Here is a 20790-nt window from a genome sequence, read left to right as displayed (position 1 = left end):
CTTTTTTTGTAGAAACCATGGTAATATTAAGATCTTCTAATAAACATTAGCACATGCTAATTAGCACGACCCCAATTCTCTATTCGGCTTGCGAGCACAGGCATGAACCAGATACCTATAAAAGATGTTACCAACCCCAAAAAACCAGAAACTGAAAGCTATGATTTGTACGCCAAACGCGAGCACATCTACGTAAAGTTCTACCGGGGTATTTTTAAAAACCTACGCATTATTAGCGGCGCCATTATGTTAATAATGTTCTATGGCTTTTCTTGGATTCAATGGGATGGCAAGCAAGCCGTTTTGTTTGACCTACCTAATCGTCAGTTCCATGTATTTGGAATGACGTTCTGGCCGCAAGACTTTATGCTGCTCTCTTGGCTACTCATCATATTGGCGTTTACATTATTTTTTGTCACTGTTTTTGCTGGGCGCTTATGGTGCGGTTATGCCTGCCCGCAATTTGTATGGACTTGGTTATTTATTTGGGCTGAGCGCATAGCAGAGGGTGACCGTAACCAACGCATGAAGCTAGACAAAAGCAACATGAATGCCAGCAAATTGCGCAAGAAGGCGGTAAAACACTTTCTTTGGCTCATTATTGCCATTACCTCCGCGATAGCCTTTGTGGGTTATTTCTCACCTATTCGACAGCTTGTACAGGATGTTGCTAATTTCTCGCTTGGCCCTTGGGAAATGTGGTGGATCGGCTTTATTGCTGTAGCGACTTATGCCAATGCAGGCTGGCTTCGAGAACAAGTCTGTATCTACATGTGCCCATACGCTCGCTTTCAGAGTGTTATGTTTGACCAAGACACCCTCATTATTTCTTACGATGAAGAGCGCGGAGAGAAAAGAGGTAAGCGCAAAAAAAATGCAGATTATAAAGCTGAAGGCTTAGGCGACTGCATTGATTGTGGACATTGTGTCAATGTATGCCCAGTCGGAATCGATATTCGGGATGGGTTACAGTACGAATGTGTTGCTTGTGGTGCATGTATCGATGCATGTGATGAAATCATGGACAAAATGAATTACCCAAGAGGGCTTGTCCGATACACAACTGAGCATCAGCTAACAGGTAAAAAAACACACCTCTTACGCCCTCGCCTAATCGGTTATTTTGCAGTGCTCCTGCTGATGTGTGCAGCTTTCGTTTACGCTATTGGTACACGTGTTCCAATTGAGCTTGAATGTATTCGTGACAGAGGACAGCTGTACCAAGAAACAAACAATGGCATGATTGAGAATATTTACACACTCAAAATTGCCAATAAAGAACAAGTTGCTCATCAGTACCGTATCTCGGTAAGCGGAATTAAAGGTATCGAACTCATAGGTAAAGAGCTCGTTACGGTTGAGGCAGGCCAACTCATCAACCAAACAATTCGCTTGCGCGTTGATCCAGCTAACCTAGAGCACCCAAGTTATGACATTAAGATAACAGCGGAGGCTACCGATGGTAGCGGTATTGAAATAACGAAAGAGAATCGCTTTATCGGCCCTGCCCCACGCAGATAGTCGACCCAAGCGTTAATTCAGGTAAAATGGCTGCCACACTTAATGGCAGCTATTTTTATACAAGCAGTAGAGATATGACTGAAGAAAACGAAGTAATAGCACCGTGGTACAAACAACCTTGGTTATGGTTCATCCTTACCCCTCTTATTGCTGTTTTTATTTACGGCTTTTCTTTTTTATACCTGTCAATCGTAACGATGGACGGCGTAGTCAAAGATGATTATTACCGTATCGCCCGTGGCTACGAAGTAAAATCAGAAAAGAACCAACGAGCGTTGGATCAAAATATCGAAGCTCAAGTCAAACTAGATACTATTACCGGTGATGTTATGGTTTCGCTTTCTGGAAACCTGAACCCGGCTCCTGCATCGCTAACCCTCGATATTGTTCACCCCACGCACCAAAAATATGACCAAGCAATTACGTTAAAAGCCATTGGCGCTCAAAACTTATACACGGGCTCCCTAACAGGAAAAATCACCGGCAAACGCTTTTTGTTTTTATTCCCTGCAGACGAAAGCTGGCATCTCCATGAAGAAATGCAGCCGCCCTACGATCAAAAAACAGTTGATATGAAACCAGAGCAGTAGAGCCCTTAAACATGCAAAGCTCTACCAACGAACGCTGCTTTCACTGCGGACAGGCAATTCCATCCGGCACACACTTTAGCGCGCTTATTAACGATAAAGAGCAACCTATGTGTTGCCCCGGATGCAAAGCCGTTGCCGAAACCATTGTTTCCAGCGGCTTGACGCATTATTACAAGCATCGTCAAGGTGAACTGGTCCTACCTCCTGAACTCGTTGGGCAAGAGTTACCTAGCAGTGTTCAAGATGAGCTACTTCTCTATAACAACCCTTCTATTCAAAAAGAGTTTGTTTCTGAAGTAGAGCCTGGAATCAAAGAAGCCGTTCTCGTTATCGAAGGGATCACCTGCGCCGCTTGCGTCTGGCTATTAGAGCATCATATAGCGAAACAAGCGGGCGTCATCCAAGCTTCGGTCAATTTAACGAACCACCGCGCTCGTATCCGTTGGAAAGAGACCGATATACAACTCAGCGATATAATGTCGTCCATTTATCGTATCGGTTACAAAGGCCACCCTTATCACCCAGATAAAGAAGAGCAGCTGCTTGAGGTTGAAAAGAAACGTGCTATTCGCCGCTTAGGTGTCGCTGGCTTAGGCATGATGCAGTCAATGATGTTGGCTATGGCGTTATATGCAGGTGCTTTACAAGGCATAGAGCCGGTCTACGAAGCATTTATTCGATGGGTCAGCTTGATTATCGCCACCCCTGTCGTGTTTTATGCTGCCCGACCTTTTTTTGTGGCTGCCTTACGAGATTTGAAAGCCCGCCATTTAAGTATGGATGTGCCTGTATCGATAGCAGTGGGAGGAGCCTACCTCGCGAGTGCCGCCGCTACCCTGCTGGAAACCGGAGAAGTCTATTATGACTCGGTTACCATGTTTACCTTCTTCTTATTGATTGGCCGCTACCTTGAAATGCAAGCGCGCCACCGTACAGGTCGCGCCGGAAACGCATTACTCAACCTTTTACCCTCCAGTGCCACTCGTATCATCAACGGCAATGAAACATTGGTTCCAGCAACAGAGCTCAACGTTGGCGATGTTGTGTTAGTCAAACCCGGCCATATAATTCCGGCGGACGGTACAATCTGTGTGGGCGGCACATCGGTAGATGAATCTGCATTAACTGGCGAGTATCGCCCATTAAGCAAGCATATCAACGACCCTGTTGTCGGCGGCACAATTAATGTAGAGAACCCCATTCAAATACAGCTCACAAGCGTGGGGACAGAAACAAAATTATCAGCCATTGTGCGCTTATTAGATCGTGCCCAACAAGAAAAGCCAAAGGCTGCACAAATAGCTGATAAAGTAGCCAGCTATTTCGTAGCCGCTGTACTCATTACCGCTGCTGTTGTGAGTTACGCTTGGTGGCATATCGCTCCAGAGAACGCATTCTGGATCACTCTTTCAGTACTGGTGGTCACTTGCCCTTGTGCTCTATCATTAGCCACTCCAACCGCCCTAACAGCGGCTACCGGTACACTGCGCCAACATGGCTTACTCATTACTCGCGGGCATGTGCTCGAAAGCCTCTCAACGGCAACGCATATTGTTTTTGATAAAACAGGCACACTGACAGAAGGTAACCTTTCTCTACAGCAAACAGTAACGTTCGGGCATTACGATACTGAGCACGCGTTAACGGTAGCGGCCGCATTAGAAGCCCACTCTGAACACCCAATCGCTAAAGCGTTTCACCGCTTCGGAGCCCAATCAGCCGACAACATAAAGGCGAGTTTAGGACAAGGTATCTGCGGCGAATATAACCAACAACAGTACCGTTTAGGAAAGCCTGAATTCGCCTCTCAACTGTGCAATCAATCGATCAGTTACCGTGACGCTCCCGACCAAGAACAGCAGTGGCTATTATTATGTAACGATCAAGCCCCAATAGCCTGGTTTAGCCTGAGTGATCAAATTCGAAACGACGTTCCATTAGCCCTTAAGCAATTAAAGCGCCTAGGGTTTAGCGTTAGCATGCTCACCGGAGATAGCTCATCGGCTGTATCCGCAGTAGCCGAACAACTCGCTATCACAGACATTATCAGCAATGCTTCTCCGCAGGATAAGCTTGCGCACATACAGCAACTACAGCGCCAAGGGGCGCAAGTTATCATGGTAGGCGATGGAATCAACGACATTCCCGTGTTAGCCGGTGCTCAAACCTCTATAGCGATGGGCAGTGCAACCGATCTCGCCAAAACGAATGCAGATGCTGTACTGATTAGTAGTGAAGTAACCTGCTTAGTCGACGCTATTGTCCTAGCACGTAAAACTCAGCGCATTATTCGTCAAAACCTAGGCTGGGCAATCTGCTATAATTTGCTGGCGCTTCCCCTAGCAGCCTTGGGCTTTGTGGCTCCTTATATGGCAGCTATTGGCATGTCTACAAGTTCACTGGTTGTTGTAGGCAACGCTTTGCGTCTCACTCGGTTACCCCGTCGTAAACCGCTACACTCAGGCCAGAAGAGTCGTTAATTATGGAAATTCTTTTTTTTCTTATCCCACTTGCTGTTATTTTAACGGGCGCTGCTATTTGGGCTTTTTTTTGGAGTGTAAATACCGGCCAATACGATGATCTTGATTCACCCGCGCACAGCATTTTATATGACGACGATGACGACCTCATACCCGACGAAGCAAAACAAGATAAGAAGTAAATAACGTGCCCACCAGCCTCACACTCACCACGGCTATTATATTAGGTTTGCTTGGCAGTGCTCATTGCCTGGGTATGTGCGGTGGTATTGCAGCCTCTATTGCCATGACGCAGTCTCGTCGCTACTACTTGGTTGCATACAACGTTGGGCGAATATTCAGTTACGCTTTGGCTGGTTTTTTGGTGGGCAGTCTTGGATTCATGATCAAAGATCCCGTGACCGGACTTATACTGCGCACGGGTGCAGGTCTCTTGTTAATCGCCATGGGGCTTTATATCGGGCAATGGTGGAAAGGGCTAACCCGAATCGAAAAATTGGGGCAAGGGTTATGGTCTATCATCCGCCCCGCCGCCAGCAAACTACTGCCCGTTCAGACTCTTAGCCAAGCTCTACTGCTTGGCTTCTTTTGGGGTTGGCTGCCATGCGGTCTTATTTATAGCACGCTTATTTGGAGTGCCTCTGCACAACATCCGTTAGAAAGTGCTGTACTCATGTTTACCTTTGGCTTGGGTACCCTACCTGCCATGCTTGCAACTGGGTTATTAGCTAATGAGATCAAACAATTACTCCAGCGCCAATGGATTCATACTGTAGCTGGTATCGTGATTATCGCCTTTGGCATTTACACCATTCCATGGACGGGATTAACGCACTAGCTTGACCCCTGTCAAAACAACACACATCCGTATCCTCTAACATGGCGTCAATACTATGATGATGTACAGAGGATCTATTTGTGGCTCAACCGACTCAACTTGCTTGGAATACAGATTTAATCAAGCGCTATGACCTAGCAGGCCCTCGATACACCTCATACCCAACGGCTTTACAGTTTGATACTGAGCATAACGAAATTGATTTAATTCGCACCGGATTGAAAACCAGTGATGCTCATGCACCGCTTTCTTTATACATACATATCCCTTTTTGCGCGCATGTTTGCTACTACTGCGCCTGCAATAAAGTGATTACGCGCAACCGCGATAAAGCCCAGCCTTACTTAGACACTCTCTACAAAGAAATAGAACAAGCCGCTGCTTGGTACGGTAACCAGCGTATTGTAAACCAATTGCATTGGGGCGGCGGCACGCCTACTTTTATCAGTGACGAGCAAATGCAAGAACTGATGACACATTTACGTCATCACTTTGCTCTGCGCAATGACGATAAAGGCGATTATTCAATCGAGATAGATCCGCGTGAAGCTTCTTCAAACACACTAAAAACATTGCGCGCTACAGGTTTTAACCGGATTAGTTTAGGCATCCAAGATGTTGATCCTCGGGTACAAATAGCCGTTAACCGCGTGCAGTCAACTGAAGATACACAGCGCATTCTCGATGAGGCTCGCTCATTGGGGTTTAAATCCATTAACATGGATTTAATTTATGGATTACCGCACCAAACACTCGAAACGTTCAATAAAACACTCGATACAGTTATCGACATGAGCCCCGATCGCTTATCGGTATTTAACTATGCCCACATGCCTGATCGGTTTCGCCCTCAGCGACATATCAATGTAGCCGACTTGCCCAGCGCCAATGAAAAATTGGCTATTTTACAGTCAACGATTCAAAAACTGCTCAATGCCGGTTACGTCTATATTGGCATGGATCATTTCGCAAAGCCGACAGACGAACTAGCTATCGCTCAACAAACAGGCAAATTACACCGTAACTTCCAAGGCTACACCACACATGCCGATTGCGATTTAATCGCCATGGGCGTATCGGCTATTAGCCAAGTAGGAGACGTGTATTATCAAAACGAGCACGATATTACGGCGTGGAGTGCAGCCATTGAGGATCGAGGCCGTGCCATTAGGCGTGGCATACAGCTGACTAAAGACGACCATATACGTCGTGATGTTATCACCCAACTTATTTGTCATTTTTCACTGGATACTACCGCGATAGAGACAAAATACGACATCGACTTCTTTGACTATTTCAATGATGTGTTACCTGAAATCAATCAGTTTAAAGAAGACAAGCTGTTATCGGTTAAAAAAGACAAAATTATTGTTTCGCCTGCTGGTCGATTATTGATCAGGCGCATATGCATGGCCTTCGATGCCTTTATACCAAAGGAGCATACCACTCTCGGTTATTCAAGAATTATCTAATATAGCCTTCACCCGCTTTCCTAAATAGTCCATAATCTGCTTTGTAAACGAGGCAGTATTGGCTAATTACGACAGGAAATTGTCATGACAGATTGCGGTAAAGAAGGGAAAGTTCATAGTATTCATCAGTCACACTGCAAAACATGCAGTTTGAGCTCTTTGTGCTTGCCTGTATCACTCAACATGACCGAAATGGACCGTCTCGATGATATTATCGAAAAAAGCCGTCCGCTAAAGAAAGGCGATCACCTTTTTCACCAAGGCGATGCTTTTAAATCCGTATACGCCATTCGCGCCGGTAGCGTCAAAACCTACACAATTACGGACCAAGGCGAAGAGCAAATTACCGGTTTTTACTTTCCTGGTGAACTTGTCGGTCTAAGCGGGTATGACGATGGCATTTATCCGATCTCGGTTAAAATGCTTGAAACAACTGCCGTCTGCGAAATTCCGTTTGATAATTTAGATGACCTTTGTGGCCAACTGCCGGAATTACGTCGCCAAGTTATGCGCACCATGAGTAAAGAGATTAAGGACGACCAGCAAATGATGCTTTTGCTTTCTAAAAAGAACGCTGAAGCTCGTATTGCTACGTTCATATTAAAACTATCGCAACGCTTCAAAGCCCGAGGCTACTCCGAGCACAAATTCCGTCTTTCCATGTCACGCAATGAAATAGGGAATTATTTAGGCTTAGCCGTCGAAACCGTGAGCCGTATCTTTACACGTTTCCAGAAAAGCGAAATTCTGGCTGTTGATGGCAAAGAAATTGAGCTGTTAAGTATCGACAAGCTCTATGAAATATCCGGCGAATGCCCTGGCACTTCAGAGCCAACCGATACGCAAGAGTTATCTATATAAAGCATTCTATCATTGCTCTTTCTTTAGGGCTGACCTCATATACTGCAATGCCGGACTCAAACGGCATTGCCCTTTCAAATAAAAACAGCACTAATTGCGCTCAAAAACTCTCCTTTTGAAGGACAGACAACCGGCCTTATTCAACTAATCATGGTTACAGAAACAGAGTTAACGCCGCCATACCGTTAACCGTACGTGCGCGCTCTTAGCTCACAAGGGATAACCATGAAATTAATCAGTCTACAATGCCTTAGCCAATATCGCCTGTGGTTTAGTTTAGCCCTGCTAGCCGCACTTTGTAGCTATGCGCTGGTTATTAATAACATGCAGCGTACGCAATTATTTCAAGCGACAATCGATCAAGTATTATCAGATGATTACCCCATAGAACAGTCTCTTAGGCGGTTGTTATATCAGGAACCCGACTTATCATTAATCACGCTCTGGAAGGATAATGACCTTATTTATCCGGGTGAGGGTTTAGATAACACACTGGCTGAATTGAGCCGCTTAAAAATGGCTCTCCCGTATTTCGAACAATTGTTGAAGTCACAGACTTCTCACCCTTTGATAATCAACAGTAGTCAATATCATTGTTGGGAGAATGGTTACACCGTCTGCACTTGGTCTACATACACCACAACAGCCTTATTTATGCCGACACTGTGGTTGGCGATCTTATTCTCGTGCATCGGCTTTATACGTCTTGTTCTGAATTACTACGACAAACTAATCCAGACAATACATGACCTTGCATCGCCTTTATCAAATGTTCACCTATACACCTATCTATTGGGTCAACAGATCGGTTTCACTTCGCCTCAACCTTATCTGGACACGTTACAACAAGAAACGAACAAAGCTAAGCATCTTCTCTATCAACTCAACCACCTTATGAGACGACCATCACTAAGGCACCCTAAAGCTAACCCACCCATCAATTACAGCACCACCCGCACACCCGGCGACCTTTTTACTCCAATCGACATCATAAATGAGCACATACACACGTATTTACCGACGCTCTTGCAGCAACGTCGTACTATGGAGATCACCGTCGACTCCATCAGCGCCACGTCATACAGACGCGATGATGCGCACAGTGCAACTCAAGCACTCAACCGTATTCTTTCTAATTTATTGGATAATGTGGTTCAACACTCAAACAAAGGGCTATTCATCTATCACTGCAATCAGGACGATGACAGCCTGTCTCTTTTGTTAAAAAATGAGCGATGCTCGCCGCATGTACAAACGCCGATAACAATTATCGATGGTACAGGGCTCGCCTCTTGTAAATCCTTATGCAAAGCATTTGGTTGGCACTTATTAATTGATTGCGATGAGTGCTTTGTATCTGTAACACTCACACTACCCAAACAGACCAACCTTAAAAAACGCCAACAGGACACTTCATGTATCGCGTTTTAATAGTTGAGGATGACCCCGCCTTGCGCCAGGGTTTATGTAATTTACTGCAAGCCTCGCTGTACCGCTGTTATGATTTTTCTTGCGCTGAATCAGCCGTCACTTGGTTATCCACTAATCAACCAGATATTTGCATAATAGACCGCCAACTCCCCAAAATGTCAGGAGATAAACTTTGCCAAACAATCAAAGCCCAACATCCTGCCCTATCCGTTTTGATCTTATCCGGCAAAAACAGCGATTCTGATAAAATTAGAGGACTACAGTGCGGTGCCGATGATTATGTAACCAAACCCTTCAACCCTGAGGAGCTGCTTGCTCGTTTAGCCGCAATACGCCGCCGAATTCCGTACCTTATCCCTACCCCGCCTTCAAACCAACTAAAGCTAGGCGATACAATAATCGACCTAAATACGCATACAGTGACGTTTATTGACGGCTCCACTCAAACGTTAACACTTAAAGAAGCCCGTATAATAGAGCGCCTGCAACGAAGCACAAACCGAGTAGTCACGCGAGACGAACTGTATGACTTTGTATGGGGCCAGCACTACCTGCCTAACAGCCGCGCGTTAGATCAGTATATGGTCGGATTACGGCATAAGTTACGCGACACATCACACGAGCATCGATACATTGTTACCGTCCGCGGGCTGGGTTACAGCCTAAATTGCTAAATCTTACATAAGCCTGACACTTCAGCGCCTCGCTCCTTTTATTATCGTGGAGAAACGGTCAGTACTGCCGCCATCAACGACATAATGATAAGGATAATAGCCATGTCAGAAACTCATCGCTGCAACCACAGCCGACGCAATGCCATTAAAACCCTAGCCGCCGCTCCTTTGCTCGCCCCTTGCGCTAGCGCATTCGCTAACGCACCGGAACCACCACCTTCGCCAGTCAGCGGCCAGTCCCTTCAAGAATCCGTAACCCAACTCCAAACCCTATCCAATGCACCGATCAAACGGATAGAACGCTTCCAACTAGCACCAACCGATTTACCCTGGAAAAAAAGTTTAGGGAAACTAGAGCAAGGCCAAGCAGTCACGTTTTTGCTTACTGGACACTGGTGGTTTTTTAAAGAACAAAGTCGCTGGCTTGAACCTGGTTTTGTATTTTTCGCACGTACCACAAACAAGACGGGTAGCAGTGTTATTTACAACGCCATGCAAAACACAGGGACTTTTTATGCTGACCGTAACGGTTCTTTAGAAATAGCCCGCTCGGTTGGCGAATTCGCATCACCACAAGGTGATTTATGGGTACCTATTGAGCAGTATCAAGCCAGCGAAGGCCACGTGGAAGGCATCGCCATCATCTGGGAAGGCGACCCCAAAAAAGGCCTGACTCAGCTGTCGAGTGCGGGGGATGTGCAAGGCATGCTAAAAGCCGAACTTCAGCGCCAACGTCTGTTAAGTTTAATGCCTGAAGGCTGGAGCAATATTTTCATGTTTGGCGATGGAAGCATCTACACCGAAAACGCCAAAGGACACATAGACTGCGAGACACACAAGAATGTAGGCATTTTGCAGTACCCTCTTGCAGATCAGCCCTTAGTGAGCAACTTGCAGCTAGATTGGGATTGGATTGTTCATCAGCTCCCCTCCACACAGCCTGAAGATACACTCCTTGCTCACGATTACCTATCCATGGCGGTCGAGTTTGATGACGGGCAAGACATCACCTATATGTGGAGTTCCAGTTTACCCGTAGGAAAAGTGTTCCGCTGCCCCATACCGGGATGGGATCAAGTAGAAACCCATGTTGTTCAACGAAGCGGAACAACCCAGTTAGGCCAATGGGTATCAGAGCAACGTAATTTATATGACGACTACAAAACGATCATTAATGGACCCGCCACACGCGTCGTGCGTGTGTGGTTAATAGCCAACTCCTTGTTCATGCGACAGTATGGAGAATGCGCCTACCAAGCCATCCGAATAGGCCCAACCGGACAACAGCAAACCATTCTCTAGCGAACGCTACTGCATACAGTTTCGTTTCAAAACCACGTAATTAAGGGCGGCTACTTTTGCCGCCCTTGCCTTTCAACGATATAATCTCTTTTTATGTCTTGTGTGGTACACAAGCGCTTTTCTGTTTTAAGCAAGCCCAGGAGCTAAGCATCCATGTCTTACGACGAGTTTTACGTCAAATCGGTTATCCGTACCTTGCCAGATTGGCCAGAGCCCGGTGTGATGTTTCGTGATATCACCCCTATTTTCAAAGAGCCAAAAGCACTACGCATGGTGGCGGACGCCTTTATCCAACGTTACATGGACGCTGATGTCTCACACATTGCCTGCATCGATGCACGCGGGTTCTTAATCGCATCAATCATGGCTTATCAAATGCAGAAACCGTTGGTGTTAGTGCGCAAAAAAGGCAAGCTACCCGGCGAAACCATCCACGAAGAATACAAACTAGAATACGGAACGTCTGCTGTAGAAATGCAAAAAGACGCGGTAGCAGCCGGTGATCGTGTTTTAGTCTTTGATGATTTAATCGCAACAGGCGGGACTATCCTAGCCGCTTGCACCTTAATCAAAAAATTGGGCGCTGAAGTCGTTGAATGCGCTGCACTCATCGACCTGCCTGACCTAAACGGCTCGATGCGTATACAAGATGCCGGTTTCCCTGTTTACACCATGTTAGCTTACGAAGGTTTATAGTCTCCCTAAGCCACTTCAGCACAGCGGCAGCACCAGCCACTGTGCTTTCTCCCTACCTTTTTGTGTAATCAAGGTTAATTGATGAACACGCTGCCAATTTTCGACGTACTTCCCGAACTGATTTCCGCGCTAAATCAATCCCATACGGCGATTCTACAAGCCGCTCCCGGCGCAGGTAAGACGACTCAAGTACCCATAGCCTTGTTGAACGAACCATGGCTTGGCGAGCAAAAAATCATCATGTTAGAACCTCGACGTCTGGCGGCCCGCTCCGCAGCGGAGCGCATGGCTTCATTGCTTAACGAACCCGTCGGCCACACGGTTGGGTATCGGATTAAGTTAGACACAAAAGTCAGCCGGCATACAAAAATAGAGGTTGTCACGGAAGGCATACTTAATCGCATGCTTCAAACCGATCCGGCGCTGGAAGGCGTGGGTTTGGTCATCTTTGATGAGTTCCACGAACGGAGTTTAGATGCAGATTTGGGTTTAGCACTTACGCTACAAAGTCGTGAATACTTTCGAGATGAAGAACAACCACTTAAACTATTAGTCATGTCTGCCACCTTAGACAGCCAAGCATTATGCCAGTTATTGGATAACCCCCCGGTAATCTGCAGCGAGGGGCGATCTTACCCCGTGGATATCCGTTACTTTGCTCCCCCAAAAACCGGTGGTTATCCAGAGCCCATCGAAAAACGCGTGGTACGTATTATCCAACAAGCCCTGCAAGATGAGCACGGTAGCCTGTTAGTGTTTTTGCCGGGTCAAGGTGAAATACGTCGAGTCGAATCGCTGTTAGCAGATCAAATGCCTTCATCATCCGGTGTGATTGTAGCGCCGCTATACGGCAACCTTAATTTTGCAGAGCAACAACGCGCCATTGCGCCCAGCTCCAATAGTCAGCGAAAAATAGTACTGGCCACTAACATTGCCGAAACTAGTTTAACAATCGAAGGGATCCGTGTTGTGATTGATGCGGGACTCAGCCGCCAAGCCATTTATGACCCAATAACCGGCATGACCCGCCTTGTGACAAAAAAAGCGTCACGTGCAGCGACTGATCAACGGGCGGGCCGCGCAGGTCGCTTGGAGCCAGGCGTATGTTACCGCCTTTGGAGCCAAGACCAACAGCAGCAGTTGAGCGCTTTTACGCCGCCAGAAATAAGCCAAGCCGATTTAGCACCACTTGCATTGCAGCTATTCCAATGGGGGTGCGACACTCCGCAAGAACTACAATGGATAGACCCGCCCAACGCCGGCCGTTACCAACAGGCTTGCGACTTACTGCGGCAACTAGGCGCACTTGAAGCAACAACACACAACACATACAGATTGTCGCCTTATGGCCAGCATATGGCACAGCTACCAATGCACCCCCGCCTAGCTCACCTTCTAATCACAGGAAAATCGATAGGCGCCCTCGCGCTTGCTGCCGATTTGGCCGCCTTACTCAGCGAAAGGGATCCGCTTAAATCGAACACAGCCGACATCCATCAGCGCCTTACATGGCTCAGGGCTAATACACCAGAAAGTCAGCACTTACGCTCCTCGGTCAAACAACAAAGCCAACGCTTTCAGCAACTCATCACGTCACAAGAGCGTGATCTAACGCCAGCCGAGAATCACTTAACGGCCCCAATGGACATAGCACAGCGTGCTAGCCTACTGGTAGCCTCCGCGTGGCCAGATCGCATTGCGAAACGCATCAACAATGATGGCACACAACAAGTTTATCAACTGGCCAATGGCCGCCGAGCACGCTTTTATTCGCCCGACCCGCTTAATAAATCAGAATGGTTAGCCATTGCAGAAGTGATACAACAAGAAACCACGTCTGGTGATCGTATTACACTCGCGTTGGCGCTTGACCCTTTACTGTTAGCCGGCATGCTCAAACCATTAGTAAAACATGAAACGGCCGTTGAATGGAGCACGACAAATGGACGGCTAGTTGCTGAAGAGCAAACCAAGGTAGGTGCAATCATCCTCACCCGTAATGCCCTTAGCCAATTACCCGATGAAGAAGTTCAAGCAGCGATAAGCCGCTGGATTAAAGCATCAGGACTGGAAGTACTTCCATGGAATGCCACGACACATGCATGGCTAGCACGAGTGCGTTTCCTCATAAACTCGGCCAATGAACGCTCTATTAACGGCTTTTCTAGGGAAGAGCCTTGGCCAGATTACAGTGATGCAGGTTTGCTAGCCTCGGTAGATTCATGGCTGATCCCTTATCTAGGAAAAGTGCGCAACCAGCATACGCTAGCAAAAATAGACCTCCTATCGCTGCTGAAAAATCAGCTTAGCTGGTCACAGCTGCAAACAATCGATCAACTCGCACCTAACACCGTATCAGTACCGTCAGGGCAATCTATAACCCTTGATTACAGTGAAACCCCTCCCGTGTTGGCTGTTAAATTACAATCTATGTTCGGTTGCACGAGCACGCCTGTCGTATGTGGCGCGCCCGTCAAATTACATTTACTGTCACCCGCCGGAAGACCATTGCAAGTTACACAAGATTTGGCGCACTTCTGGAAGCATGTCTACCCCGAAGTAAAAAAAGAAATGAAGGGACGTTATCCAAAGCACCCGTGGCCAGATGACCCGTTAACGGCGGTAGCCACGCACCAAACGAAACGGGCAATGGGCTCTAGTCAATCTAGTTAGACTCAAGCAGCTAACACTCACTCACCCACACACCGACATCCATCTTTGCCGTAGCCGAGCCCGCGAAGGATCCTGAGATAGGAGGTACAGACTCAGCCCGATGGGAAACGGCTACCGGTATATGGTCCGCCCCCACAATATCTCCAATGGTCGGATCAAACCCTTTCCAACCACCTCCCGGTATATACACTTCGGCCCACGCGTGTGTAGAGCCCACTTGGCTAGACATCAACGGCGCATACAGATACCCGCTCACAAAACGAGAAGCCAAGCCCAAGCATTTAACCGCTTCCATAAAGAGTAAGGCAAAATCTCGACACGACCCAGAACCTAAAGCGAGCGTTTCTTGCGCCGACTGAACGCCCGGCTCTTCTCTCGCTTTGTATATCAAGGTTTGATTAATAGTCTGTGTTAAACCTTGTAATAAGGTATACGTTTGAACTGGATCATTGGCATGCCAAGTGGACGAGATCCAATGATTCAATAACTCTCTAGTCTCTTGGTCAGGTAATACCCGATAAGGAGATAATAAAAACTGATCGGCTTCATCGTAGGAAAAAGGATAGTTAATCGCATAGTTAGCGACTATAAAGTCCAAAGGCGACTCATTATATTGCTGAATAACCACTTCGCTTTCTATCGCTAGCCGCTGAGTTGACTCAGAAAAATTAGCAATAGCCACTGCGTTACCTTCCACATCACTGTGCCAAAAAACTTGGGCGGCAGGCAAAATGTTAAGCGCGAAAGATTCGATACGTAATTCGTAACCTTCACGAGGACGTAACAATAAATGATGCGCCCCTAAAGAAACAGTATCCGTATAATTATAGTAGGTACGGTGAATGATTTTATAGCGCTTCATAAGTACCTATGTGTGTTGTTTAAGTTTGCAAGCAGACCACCACTTGAGTTCAGTATGCGCCTGTACTGAATTAAACCCAAGGTACTTTTAAAACATCTAAGCCTGTTTTGGTACTACCTGCGCCTGCTCATCACCTACTTAGTGCCCCAAATTTTGGATACGGCGCGACTAGACCCCAAAGTACCAACAATCACAGCGACGACTCCCAGCCCAAAAAAGACAACAACAGGGATGAAACCACCTAGCCCACCGCTAGCGATCGCAGCCCATGCGGCACCAAAAGACAGTATGATAAATAAAGAACCCAACACGTTTAACGCCACACGGTGAGACTTTTTGTAGTTTGCCGATTCTATACCGGTCTCAAAAAATTTGAGAACAGGCCAACACAACTTAGTTAAAGAACTTTTCATAAGAGCGACCGTAACTCCATCAGTATTTAATTTGATAACAAGAGCTTACCACGCAACAATTAACTATCAATCGCTTACCCATATTTCATCTCTCTTCATCCTAGAACTCAAGCTTCCTTGCTCGGCTACAATCAAGTTTTACTCCTGCCAATCAGAAAAATGGTCCAGTAAATAATCAATTGCTAGCCGTGCACGCAAGGGAAGAAACTGTCTATTGGGATAAACAATCCAACTACTAGCGCCATTACTCCAAAAAGACTCAAGCACAGGAACTAAGCGGCCACTACTAAGCGATCTATCAAATGTACTTTTTGGCATATATGCGATACCCAAACCTCTTTCACACGCGTTAACAACAATATTTGAGTTATTACTGCGCCAACGCCCGCTGACCTTTATATTCTCGTAAGCACCGTTATTAATAAACAACCAATGATCGTTGTTAGAGATAATACAACTATGGCTTTTTAACTGTTTTGGGTTATTAGGTGTGCCATATTGTTCTAAATAATCCGGACTGGCGGCCGCCATCATGGGCCGCTTTACTAACTGGCGAGCAATTAAATTCGAGTCGTTTAAATCACCATAGCGGATCGCAAAATCTATCCCCTGCTCAACAAAGTTCACCACGTTACTATTCACATCAAAATCAATGGATAGACTAGGATGCTCACGGCCAAAGGCCATCAACGCTGGGGCGACAAAATGTTCAGCAAAACCACCCGCAGCACTAACGCGCAATGTACCGCTTAAATGGAACTGTTGTAGAGTTATTTGCTCATTGGCCTGCTGCAGCCCAACCACAAGCTCTTTGCTTTGCTGATAATATGCCATGCCATTGTCAGTTAAACTAACTGAACGGGTCGAGCGTGCCAACAAAGAACACCCCAGCCGCTTTTCAAGGCGAGCGACTTGGCGGCTAACATGACTAGTACTACAGCCTAGCTGCTTAGCCGCTGCCGAAAAGCCGCGACTCTCGGCAACCGCCACAAACTCAATGATGCCCTCAAAACTGTCCATCACATCCCTTATTATTGCTATACAGCAATTGTAATTATCAAATACGACCCATTATCACCCGTTTGGAGATGCTTTACAGTAATGACAACGTAAATTTTGAAACTCATAATTCATTGAGGGAATATCATGAAAAAGATACTCATACCCGTGACCAATCACGCCACATTGGGCGACACTGACCAAACTAACGGCACGTATTCACCCGAAATCACACATGCCATTCATGTATTTATGGAGAATGGGATCGAATATGATATCGCCTCAATAAAAGGTGGTAAGGCTCCCCTTTACGGAACTGACATTGAAGACGATTCTGTCAATGATAACGTTTTAGCTGATGAGGGCTTCCAAAACCGTATCAATAACACGATCCCTGTTACGCAAATCAATATTGATGATTACGATGCGGTTTTTTATCCAGGTGGTTTTGGTTTGCTGTCTGATTTAGCCACTGACAAAGCCTTTGCCGCACTCAGCGCCACACACTACGAAAATGGCGGTATTATTGGCGCCGTATGCCACGGCCCAGCGGGGTTATTACCGATCACACTAAGCTCTGGCGAGCCTCTACTAGCTACTAAATCAGTAACGGGGTTTACTCGAGAAGAAGAAATCGATTACGGCACAATTAACGACGTACCGTTTCTTCTAGAAGAGTCATTAGCACGCACAGCCGCACGATACAGCAAGGTACAGCCATGGGGTGAGTTTGTCATCGAGGATGGCCGATTGATTACCGGTCAAAACCCAAGCAGCGCTCATGCCGTTGGGAAAGCAATTGTTAAACAGCTTTCCGCTTAATAGATCGATGCTCCGGCTTCTAGCACCGGAGCATCTTTCAGATGCCCCTAGGCTTATGCCTTAGGTGCAAAATGCTCAAAAACTTGTTGCCCTGTTAACTTGTCCGTTTCATTACGGAGTTCATAATACTCAGGTTTTTCTTCAATAAAGATTTCACTTAGTAGAGTAAACTCTTGATCTTGAAATAGACCAGCAGGAAGCATGTACTCATTAGCGGGTAACAGATAATAAAATAAATGCGTACCACAGTTTTGGCAGAAACCACGCTCAGCCCAGTCAGACGATTTGTATCTAGCTGGTGTTTCTCCTGTAAAGCTAACATCAGAGCCGCCGTGCACCGCAAACATTGGGCCACCCGCCCAGCGACGACACATAGAGCAATGACATAACCCCACTTCATTATGGTCAGCCATTTCTACTTCGATATTTCCACACAGACACTTACCTTTCATACATCCTCCTTGTTGAATCGAGATACGCCTCAGCTTTGAAACACGACCGAACATGAGGTTACGCTACACAGCGCAAACCATTAGAGATGACTACTCGATCGATAATTATCGAGAATAACCGTAGCACAAATTTTATACAGCTCACATCCGCCCCCTTCAGACCTCCTTGCCATGAGGCCCCGTAAACGTTCTAGCTGTTTAGATATGAGCTATTACTTGCTAGATATCGTTAACGAATGCGTACCAATCAATTTGCGAGTGCATCCGCAAAGGCGTAGCGAAAACGCCAAGCGATCTGCTCATTCATCATCAACGCAAAAGCACGCCACTCGTTGCTAGCATCTTGATAGTAGCCGGCATAGGTTCTAACCCCCGTAAGGGTGCCTGTTTTTGCCTGTACACGACTGTTTCGCTGCGGTAATAAATAACGCCACGGACGAAAGTGCTCTAACAACACCATCATCTGCTCGGCACTGAGATAATTATCACGCGACAAACCAGCACCATCAACAACCGCATAGTTTTTCCACCCAAAAGCTTCAGCTGACTCTGTCATCGCATAATGGCGGGCATTGTTGACCAATTCAGTCGCGGATAGCGCTGTGCCTAACTGATCTGAAGCCATCATTAAAAATAATTGATTGGCGATAAAGTTATTCGAGTATTTAAGCATCGCAATTAAAACCTGCTCTAAATTTTTAGAGTTATGGTGCTGGTAGATAGGCTGTGCTTGTTGTGGTAAGAGGCCAATGCGAATAGGTAAATCCTGATCAAATACTATCTGGCTAAACACCTCTGCAAAATATTGCGCTGACATTTCCCGCCCACCAGGAAGTGAAACCCGTTTTGCTTTACTGCCCACAGCCATTTCTTGTCCCAAGGTTTGGGCTAAAGCCGTGATAGGCGTTTGTGGCTCTGCCGACTGTATAACCCCCTGCTGGCGTATCAAATTGACACTATTAAAGTTAAGGGCTAGCGCCGCATTTCCTGCATCATAAGGGTTATCACTATCGCCGCGCCCCAGATCCACATCGGGAAATGCACTGGTATCTATGCCTATTTGTAGAATAGTTTTATCCCTTAAATAAGGCGCGAGCGCAGACTTAATCAACAATAATTCTTCCGATACTAAATAAGGATCACCATAACCTTTAATCCACAAGGTAGATCCCTCTACATAAAAGTCAGTCGTAAAATGGTGGTCCAACCCCCAACGCTGAATAGCCAAATAGGCCGTTAGTATTTTAAGTGTTGATGCAGGTAACAACGGCATGTCTTCACGAATATGAATAGCGGGCCGCTCAATAGAGGCCTCTACCATTACAGAGGATTTTGCGGATTGTCTGACTTGCGCCATTAACGGAGCTAATGTCGAATCGAGTTCATCTGTTTTGTCCGCAAACGCTAGCGGAGCATTAACACCGAACAGACACGTTATTATCAGAAAAGAAAGTTGAAATCGGCGTGTATTAAAATAAGCGCTTGAGTGTGCAAAAAAGCTGGTCATGTTACTGGCTACTTCTACAAAAAATATGAGGTCACTGTAGAGCGGTATAGTGCGATATAGTTTCGTCTATTACCAGCCTATTAATAGATGCCATAAAGCATGTTTACCAAGCAGGCGCTTAATCGTTTTATACCTGTCATTCTTAAGCATTTACCTCTAAGCTATGGCGGTTTTTACGGATATTTAGAGACACGCTATGTGGTTTAAGAACTTAATTTTTTATCGTTACACCGAATCCACCGACTACACACAAGACCAGCTAGAAACAGCCTTTGCAGAACACCTTTTTACCCCGTGTAAAAGCCAAGAGCTGAGCCGTTACGGTTGGGTTCCCCCACATTCAGCACTCGACCAGCAAACGATTTTTAGTTCTGGTGGCGGCTTTCTAATCACCGCACAAAAAGAAGAAAAGATGCTACCTGCAAATGTTATCAAACGTTTGCTAAATGAGCGCGTTAGCCAAATTGAAAGCGAGCAAGCACGCAAAGTTTACCGTAAAGAAAAATTACAACTTAAAGATGAGATCGTCATCGACTTGCTACCGCGAGCATTCAGCAAGTTTCAGCAGACTAGCGCACTGTTGTTACCCCGCGAAGGATTGGTTGTAGTGGACAGCGCCAACCATAAACGTGCTGAAGAACTACTAAACCTATTGCGCAATAGTCTCGGCACTTTGCCCATTATATTACCCGATGTTCATCAATCGCCTGCCGTTGTCATGTCTGAATGGCTTAGACAAACCAAGACAGCCATTGGCTTTACTCCCAAAGACGAATGCGAAATGAAAGACCCAACTGACGAAGGCGGCACCATTCGCGTTAAAGGAGATGACCTACATTCGGATGAAATGATTGCCCATTTAGATACGGGCAAGCAAGTGGTGAAACTAGCATTGGAGTGGGATGAAACATTATCGTTTATGCTACAAGATGATTTGAGTATCAAGCGTGTAAAACTCAGTGATGAGTTATCGGAAACGTTAAATCAAGAAAGCTCAGAAGACCCGTTAGTTCGCTTAGACAGTGATACCGCGCGCTTAGCGTTAGAATGTCAACGTTTATACCCTCAACTGATGGACGCCTTTGGCGGCGAAGTTCAACGCTAACTCGCTTTGCAACAGTCTTATCACCGCGCTAGCGTAAGCGATAGCGCGGATTTATCGCTATAATGATTGCAACCTAGTTATGCCACGGTAGA

The 20790-nt window shown here is 46.2% G+C and carries 19 protein-coding genes; 14 read left to right on the top strand and 5 right to left on the bottom strand.

Annotated elements, in window-relative coordinates; genetic code table 11:
• The first annotated feature begins 102 nt into the window (after positions 1-102).
• From ccoG to hrpB, 12 genes are all read left to right on the top strand, one after another.
• A complete protein-coding gene (ccoG, locus tag OW491_RS07200; RefSeq protein WP_178968871.1) occupies positions 103-1521 on the top strand; it encodes a cytochrome c oxidase accessory protein CcoG in 1419 nt (472 codons plus the stop codon).
• Between the two features lie 74 nt (positions 1522-1595).
• Positions 1596-2111: a FixH family protein gene (locus OW491_RS07195; protein ID WP_178968872.1), complete on the top strand. Its 516-nt coding sequence runs from the start codon at positions 1596-1598 to the stop codon at positions 2109-2111.
• Between the two features lie 11 nt (positions 2112-2122).
• Entirely contained in the window at positions 2123-4591 is a 2469-nt protein-coding gene (locus OW491_RS07190; RefSeq protein ID WP_290035348.1) for a heavy metal translocating P-type ATPase, read from the top strand.
• A 2-nt stretch (positions 4592-4593) separates the two neighbouring features.
• On the top strand, positions 4594-4773 hold the full coding sequence (gene ccoS / locus OW491_RS07185) for a cbb3-type cytochrome oxidase assembly protein CcoS (protein WP_075172418.1): 180 nt from the start codon (positions 4594-4596) through the stop codon (positions 4771-4773).
• A gap of 5 nt (positions 4774-4778) precedes the next feature.
• A complete protein-coding gene (locus OW491_RS07180) occupies positions 4779-5429 on the top strand; it encodes a sulfite exporter TauE/SafE family protein (protein WP_215151887.1) in 651 nt (216 codons plus the stop codon).
• An 80-nt stretch (positions 5430-5509) separates the two neighbouring features.
• Positions 5510-6901 (top strand): oxygen-independent coproporphyrinogen III oxidase, encoded by a 1392-nt coding sequence (gene hemN / locus OW491_RS07175; protein WP_215151888.1) that lies wholly within the window; start codon positions 5510-5512, stop codon positions 6899-6901.
• An 84-nt stretch (positions 6902-6985) separates the two neighbouring features.
• Positions 6986-7762: a fumarate/nitrate reduction transcriptional regulator Fnr gene (gene fnr, locus OW491_RS07170; protein WP_215151889.1), complete on the top strand. Its 777-nt coding sequence runs from the start codon at positions 6986-6988 to the stop codon at positions 7760-7762.
• Positions 7763-7987: 225 nt separating this feature from the next.
• The gene (locus tag OW491_RS07165; protein ID WP_290035345.1) at positions 7988-9193 is read left to right on the top strand and encodes a hypothetical protein; all 1206 of its coding nucleotides are present in this window, start codon (positions 7988-7990) and stop codon (positions 9191-9193) included.
• A complete protein-coding gene (locus tag OW491_RS07160; protein ID WP_075179028.1) occupies positions 9178-9867 on the top strand; it encodes a response regulator transcription factor in 690 nt (229 codons plus the stop codon). Before OW491_RS07165 ends, OW491_RS07160 begins: the two co-directional genes overlap by 16 nt.
• Positions 9868-9969: 102 nt before the next feature.
• Positions 9970-11169: a DUF3047 domain-containing protein gene (locus tag OW491_RS07155; RefSeq protein WP_290035344.1), complete on the top strand. Its 1200-nt coding sequence runs from the start codon at positions 9970-9972 to the stop codon at positions 11167-11169.
• A 153-nt stretch (positions 11170-11322) separates the two neighbouring features.
• Positions 11323-11865 (top strand): adenine phosphoribosyltransferase, encoded by a 543-nt coding sequence (locus OW491_RS07150; protein WP_075179030.1) that lies wholly within the window; start codon positions 11323-11325, stop codon positions 11863-11865.
• Positions 11866-11946: 81 nt separating this feature from the next.
• The gene (gene hrpB / locus OW491_RS07145; RefSeq protein ID WP_290035342.1) at positions 11947-14538 is read left to right on the top strand and encodes an ATP-dependent helicase HrpB; all 2592 of its coding nucleotides are present in this window, start codon (positions 11947-11949) and stop codon (positions 14536-14538) included.
• A gap of 10 nt (positions 14539-14548) precedes the next feature.
• Here hrpB and OW491_RS07140 read toward each other — a convergent pair whose 3' ends face one another.
• The 3 genes from OW491_RS07140 to OW491_RS07130 all read right to left on the bottom strand — a co-directional run bounded on the left by OW491_RS07140 (position 14549) and on the right by OW491_RS07130 (position 16833).
• Positions 14549-15400, bottom strand: coding sequence for a transglutaminase family protein (locus OW491_RS07140; RefSeq protein ID WP_290035340.1), 852 nt, complete (start codon positions 15398-15400; stop codon positions 14549-14551).
• A 134-nt stretch (positions 15401-15534) separates the two neighbouring features.
• The gene (locus tag OW491_RS07135; protein ID WP_075179032.1) at positions 15535-15813 is read right to left on the bottom strand and encodes a hypothetical protein; all 279 of its coding nucleotides are present in this window, start codon (positions 15811-15813) and stop codon (positions 15535-15537) included.
• 138 nt (positions 15814-15951) lie between these two features.
• Positions 15952-16833: a LysR family transcriptional regulator gene (locus OW491_RS07130; RefSeq protein ID WP_290035337.1), complete on the bottom strand. Its 882-nt coding sequence runs from the start codon at positions 16831-16833 to the stop codon at positions 15952-15954.
• Positions 16834-16959: 126 nt separating this feature from the next.
• Between OW491_RS07130 and OW491_RS07125 the strand changes: the two genes are divergently transcribed.
• Positions 16960-17634: a type 1 glutamine amidotransferase domain-containing protein gene (locus tag OW491_RS07125; protein ID WP_215151896.1), complete on the top strand. Its 675-nt coding sequence runs from the start codon at positions 16960-16962 to the stop codon at positions 17632-17634.
• A 53-nt stretch (positions 17635-17687) separates the two neighbouring features.
• On the opposite strand, the gene OW491_RS07120 is transcribed toward OW491_RS07125, so the two are convergent.
• Complete coding sequence (locus tag OW491_RS07120) at positions 17688-18086, bottom strand: GFA family protein (RefSeq protein WP_290035336.1); 399 nt, start codon at positions 18084-18086, stop codon at positions 17688-17690.
• 247 nt (positions 18087-18333) lie between these two features.
• Complete coding sequence (locus OW491_RS07115; RefSeq protein WP_290035335.1) at positions 18334-19593, bottom strand: D-alanyl-D-alanine carboxypeptidase; 1260 nt, start codon at positions 19591-19593, stop codon at positions 18334-18336.
• A 196-nt stretch (positions 19594-19789) separates the two neighbouring features.
• On the opposite strand from OW491_RS07115, the gene rdgC reads away from it, so the two are divergent.
• Positions 19790-20698: a recombination-associated protein RdgC gene (gene rdgC, locus OW491_RS07110; RefSeq protein ID WP_290035333.1), complete on the top strand. Its 909-nt coding sequence runs from the start codon at positions 19790-19792 to the stop codon at positions 20696-20698.
• Positions 20699-20790: the final 92 nt, after the last annotated feature.

The organism is Neptunomonas sp. CHC150 (assembly GCF_030397555.1).
Taxonomy (GTDB): domain Bacteria; phylum Pseudomonadota; class Gammaproteobacteria; order Pseudomonadales; family Balneatricaceae; genus Neptunomonas; species Neptunomonas phycophila.
This window is presented reverse-complemented; position numbering and strand designations above follow the sequence as displayed.

What these genes read in the sequence shown, in the direction of transcription:
- ccoG (WP_178968871.1), top strand. Translation starts at nt 103, where the DNA reads ATGAACCAGATACCTATAAAAGATGTTACCAACCCCAAAAAACCAGAA.
- OW491_RS07195 (WP_178968872.1), top strand. Translation starts at nt 1,596, where the DNA reads ATGACTGAAGAAAACGAAGTAATAGCACCGTGGTACAAACAACCTTGG.
- OW491_RS07190 (WP_290035348.1), top strand. Translation starts at nt 2,123, where the DNA reads ATGCAAAGCTCTACCAACGAACGCTGCTTTCACTGCGGACAGGCAATT.
- ccoS (WP_075172418.1), top strand. Translation starts at nt 4,594, where the DNA reads ATGGAAATTCTTTTTTTTCTTATCCCACTTGCTGTTATTTTAACGGGC.
- fnr (WP_215151889.1), top strand. Translation starts at nt 6,986, where the DNA reads ATGACAGATTGCGGTAAAGAAGGGAAAGTTCATAGTATTCATCAGTCA.
- OW491_RS07165 (WP_290035345.1), top strand. Translation starts at nt 7,988, where the DNA reads ATGAAATTAATCAGTCTACAATGCCTTAGCCAATATCGCCTGTGGTTT.
- OW491_RS07160 (WP_075179028.1), top strand. Translation starts at nt 9,178, where the DNA reads ATGTATCGCGTTTTAATAGTTGAGGATGACCCCGCCTTGCGCCAGGGT.
- OW491_RS07155 (WP_290035344.1), top strand. Translation starts at nt 9,970, where the DNA reads ATGTCAGAAACTCATCGCTGCAACCACAGCCGACGCAATGCCATTAAA.
- OW491_RS07150 (WP_075179030.1), top strand. Translation starts at nt 11,323, where the DNA reads ATGTCTTACGACGAGTTTTACGTCAAATCGGTTATCCGTACCTTGCCA.
- hrpB (WP_290035342.1), top strand. Translation starts at nt 11,947, where the DNA reads ATGAACACGCTGCCAATTTTCGACGTACTTCCCGAACTGATTTCCGCG.
- OW491_RS07140 (WP_290035340.1), bottom strand. Translation starts at nt 15,400, where the DNA reads ATGAAGCGCTATAAAATCATTCACCGTACCTACTATAATTATACGGAT.
- OW491_RS07135 (WP_075179032.1), bottom strand. Translation starts at nt 15,813, where the DNA reads ATGAAAAGTTCTTTAACTAAGTTGTGTTGGCCTGTTCTCAAATTTTTT.
- OW491_RS07130 (WP_290035337.1), bottom strand. Translation starts at nt 16,833, where the DNA reads ATGGACAGTTTTGAGGGCATCATTGAGTTTGTGGCGGTTGCCGAGAGT.
- OW491_RS07125 (WP_215151896.1), top strand. Translation starts at nt 16,960, where the DNA reads ATGAAAAAGATACTCATACCCGTGACCAATCACGCCACATTGGGCGAC.
- OW491_RS07120 (WP_290035336.1), bottom strand. Translation starts at nt 18,086, where the DNA reads ATGAAAGGTAAGTGTCTGTGTGGAAATATCGAAGTAGAAATGGCTGAC.
- OW491_RS07115 (WP_290035335.1), bottom strand. Translation starts at nt 19,593, where the DNA reads ATGACCAGCTTTTTTGCACACTCAAGCGCTTATTTTAATACACGCCGA.
- rdgC (WP_290035333.1), top strand. Translation starts at nt 19,790, where the DNA reads ATGTGGTTTAAGAACTTAATTTTTTATCGTTACACCGAATCCACCGAC.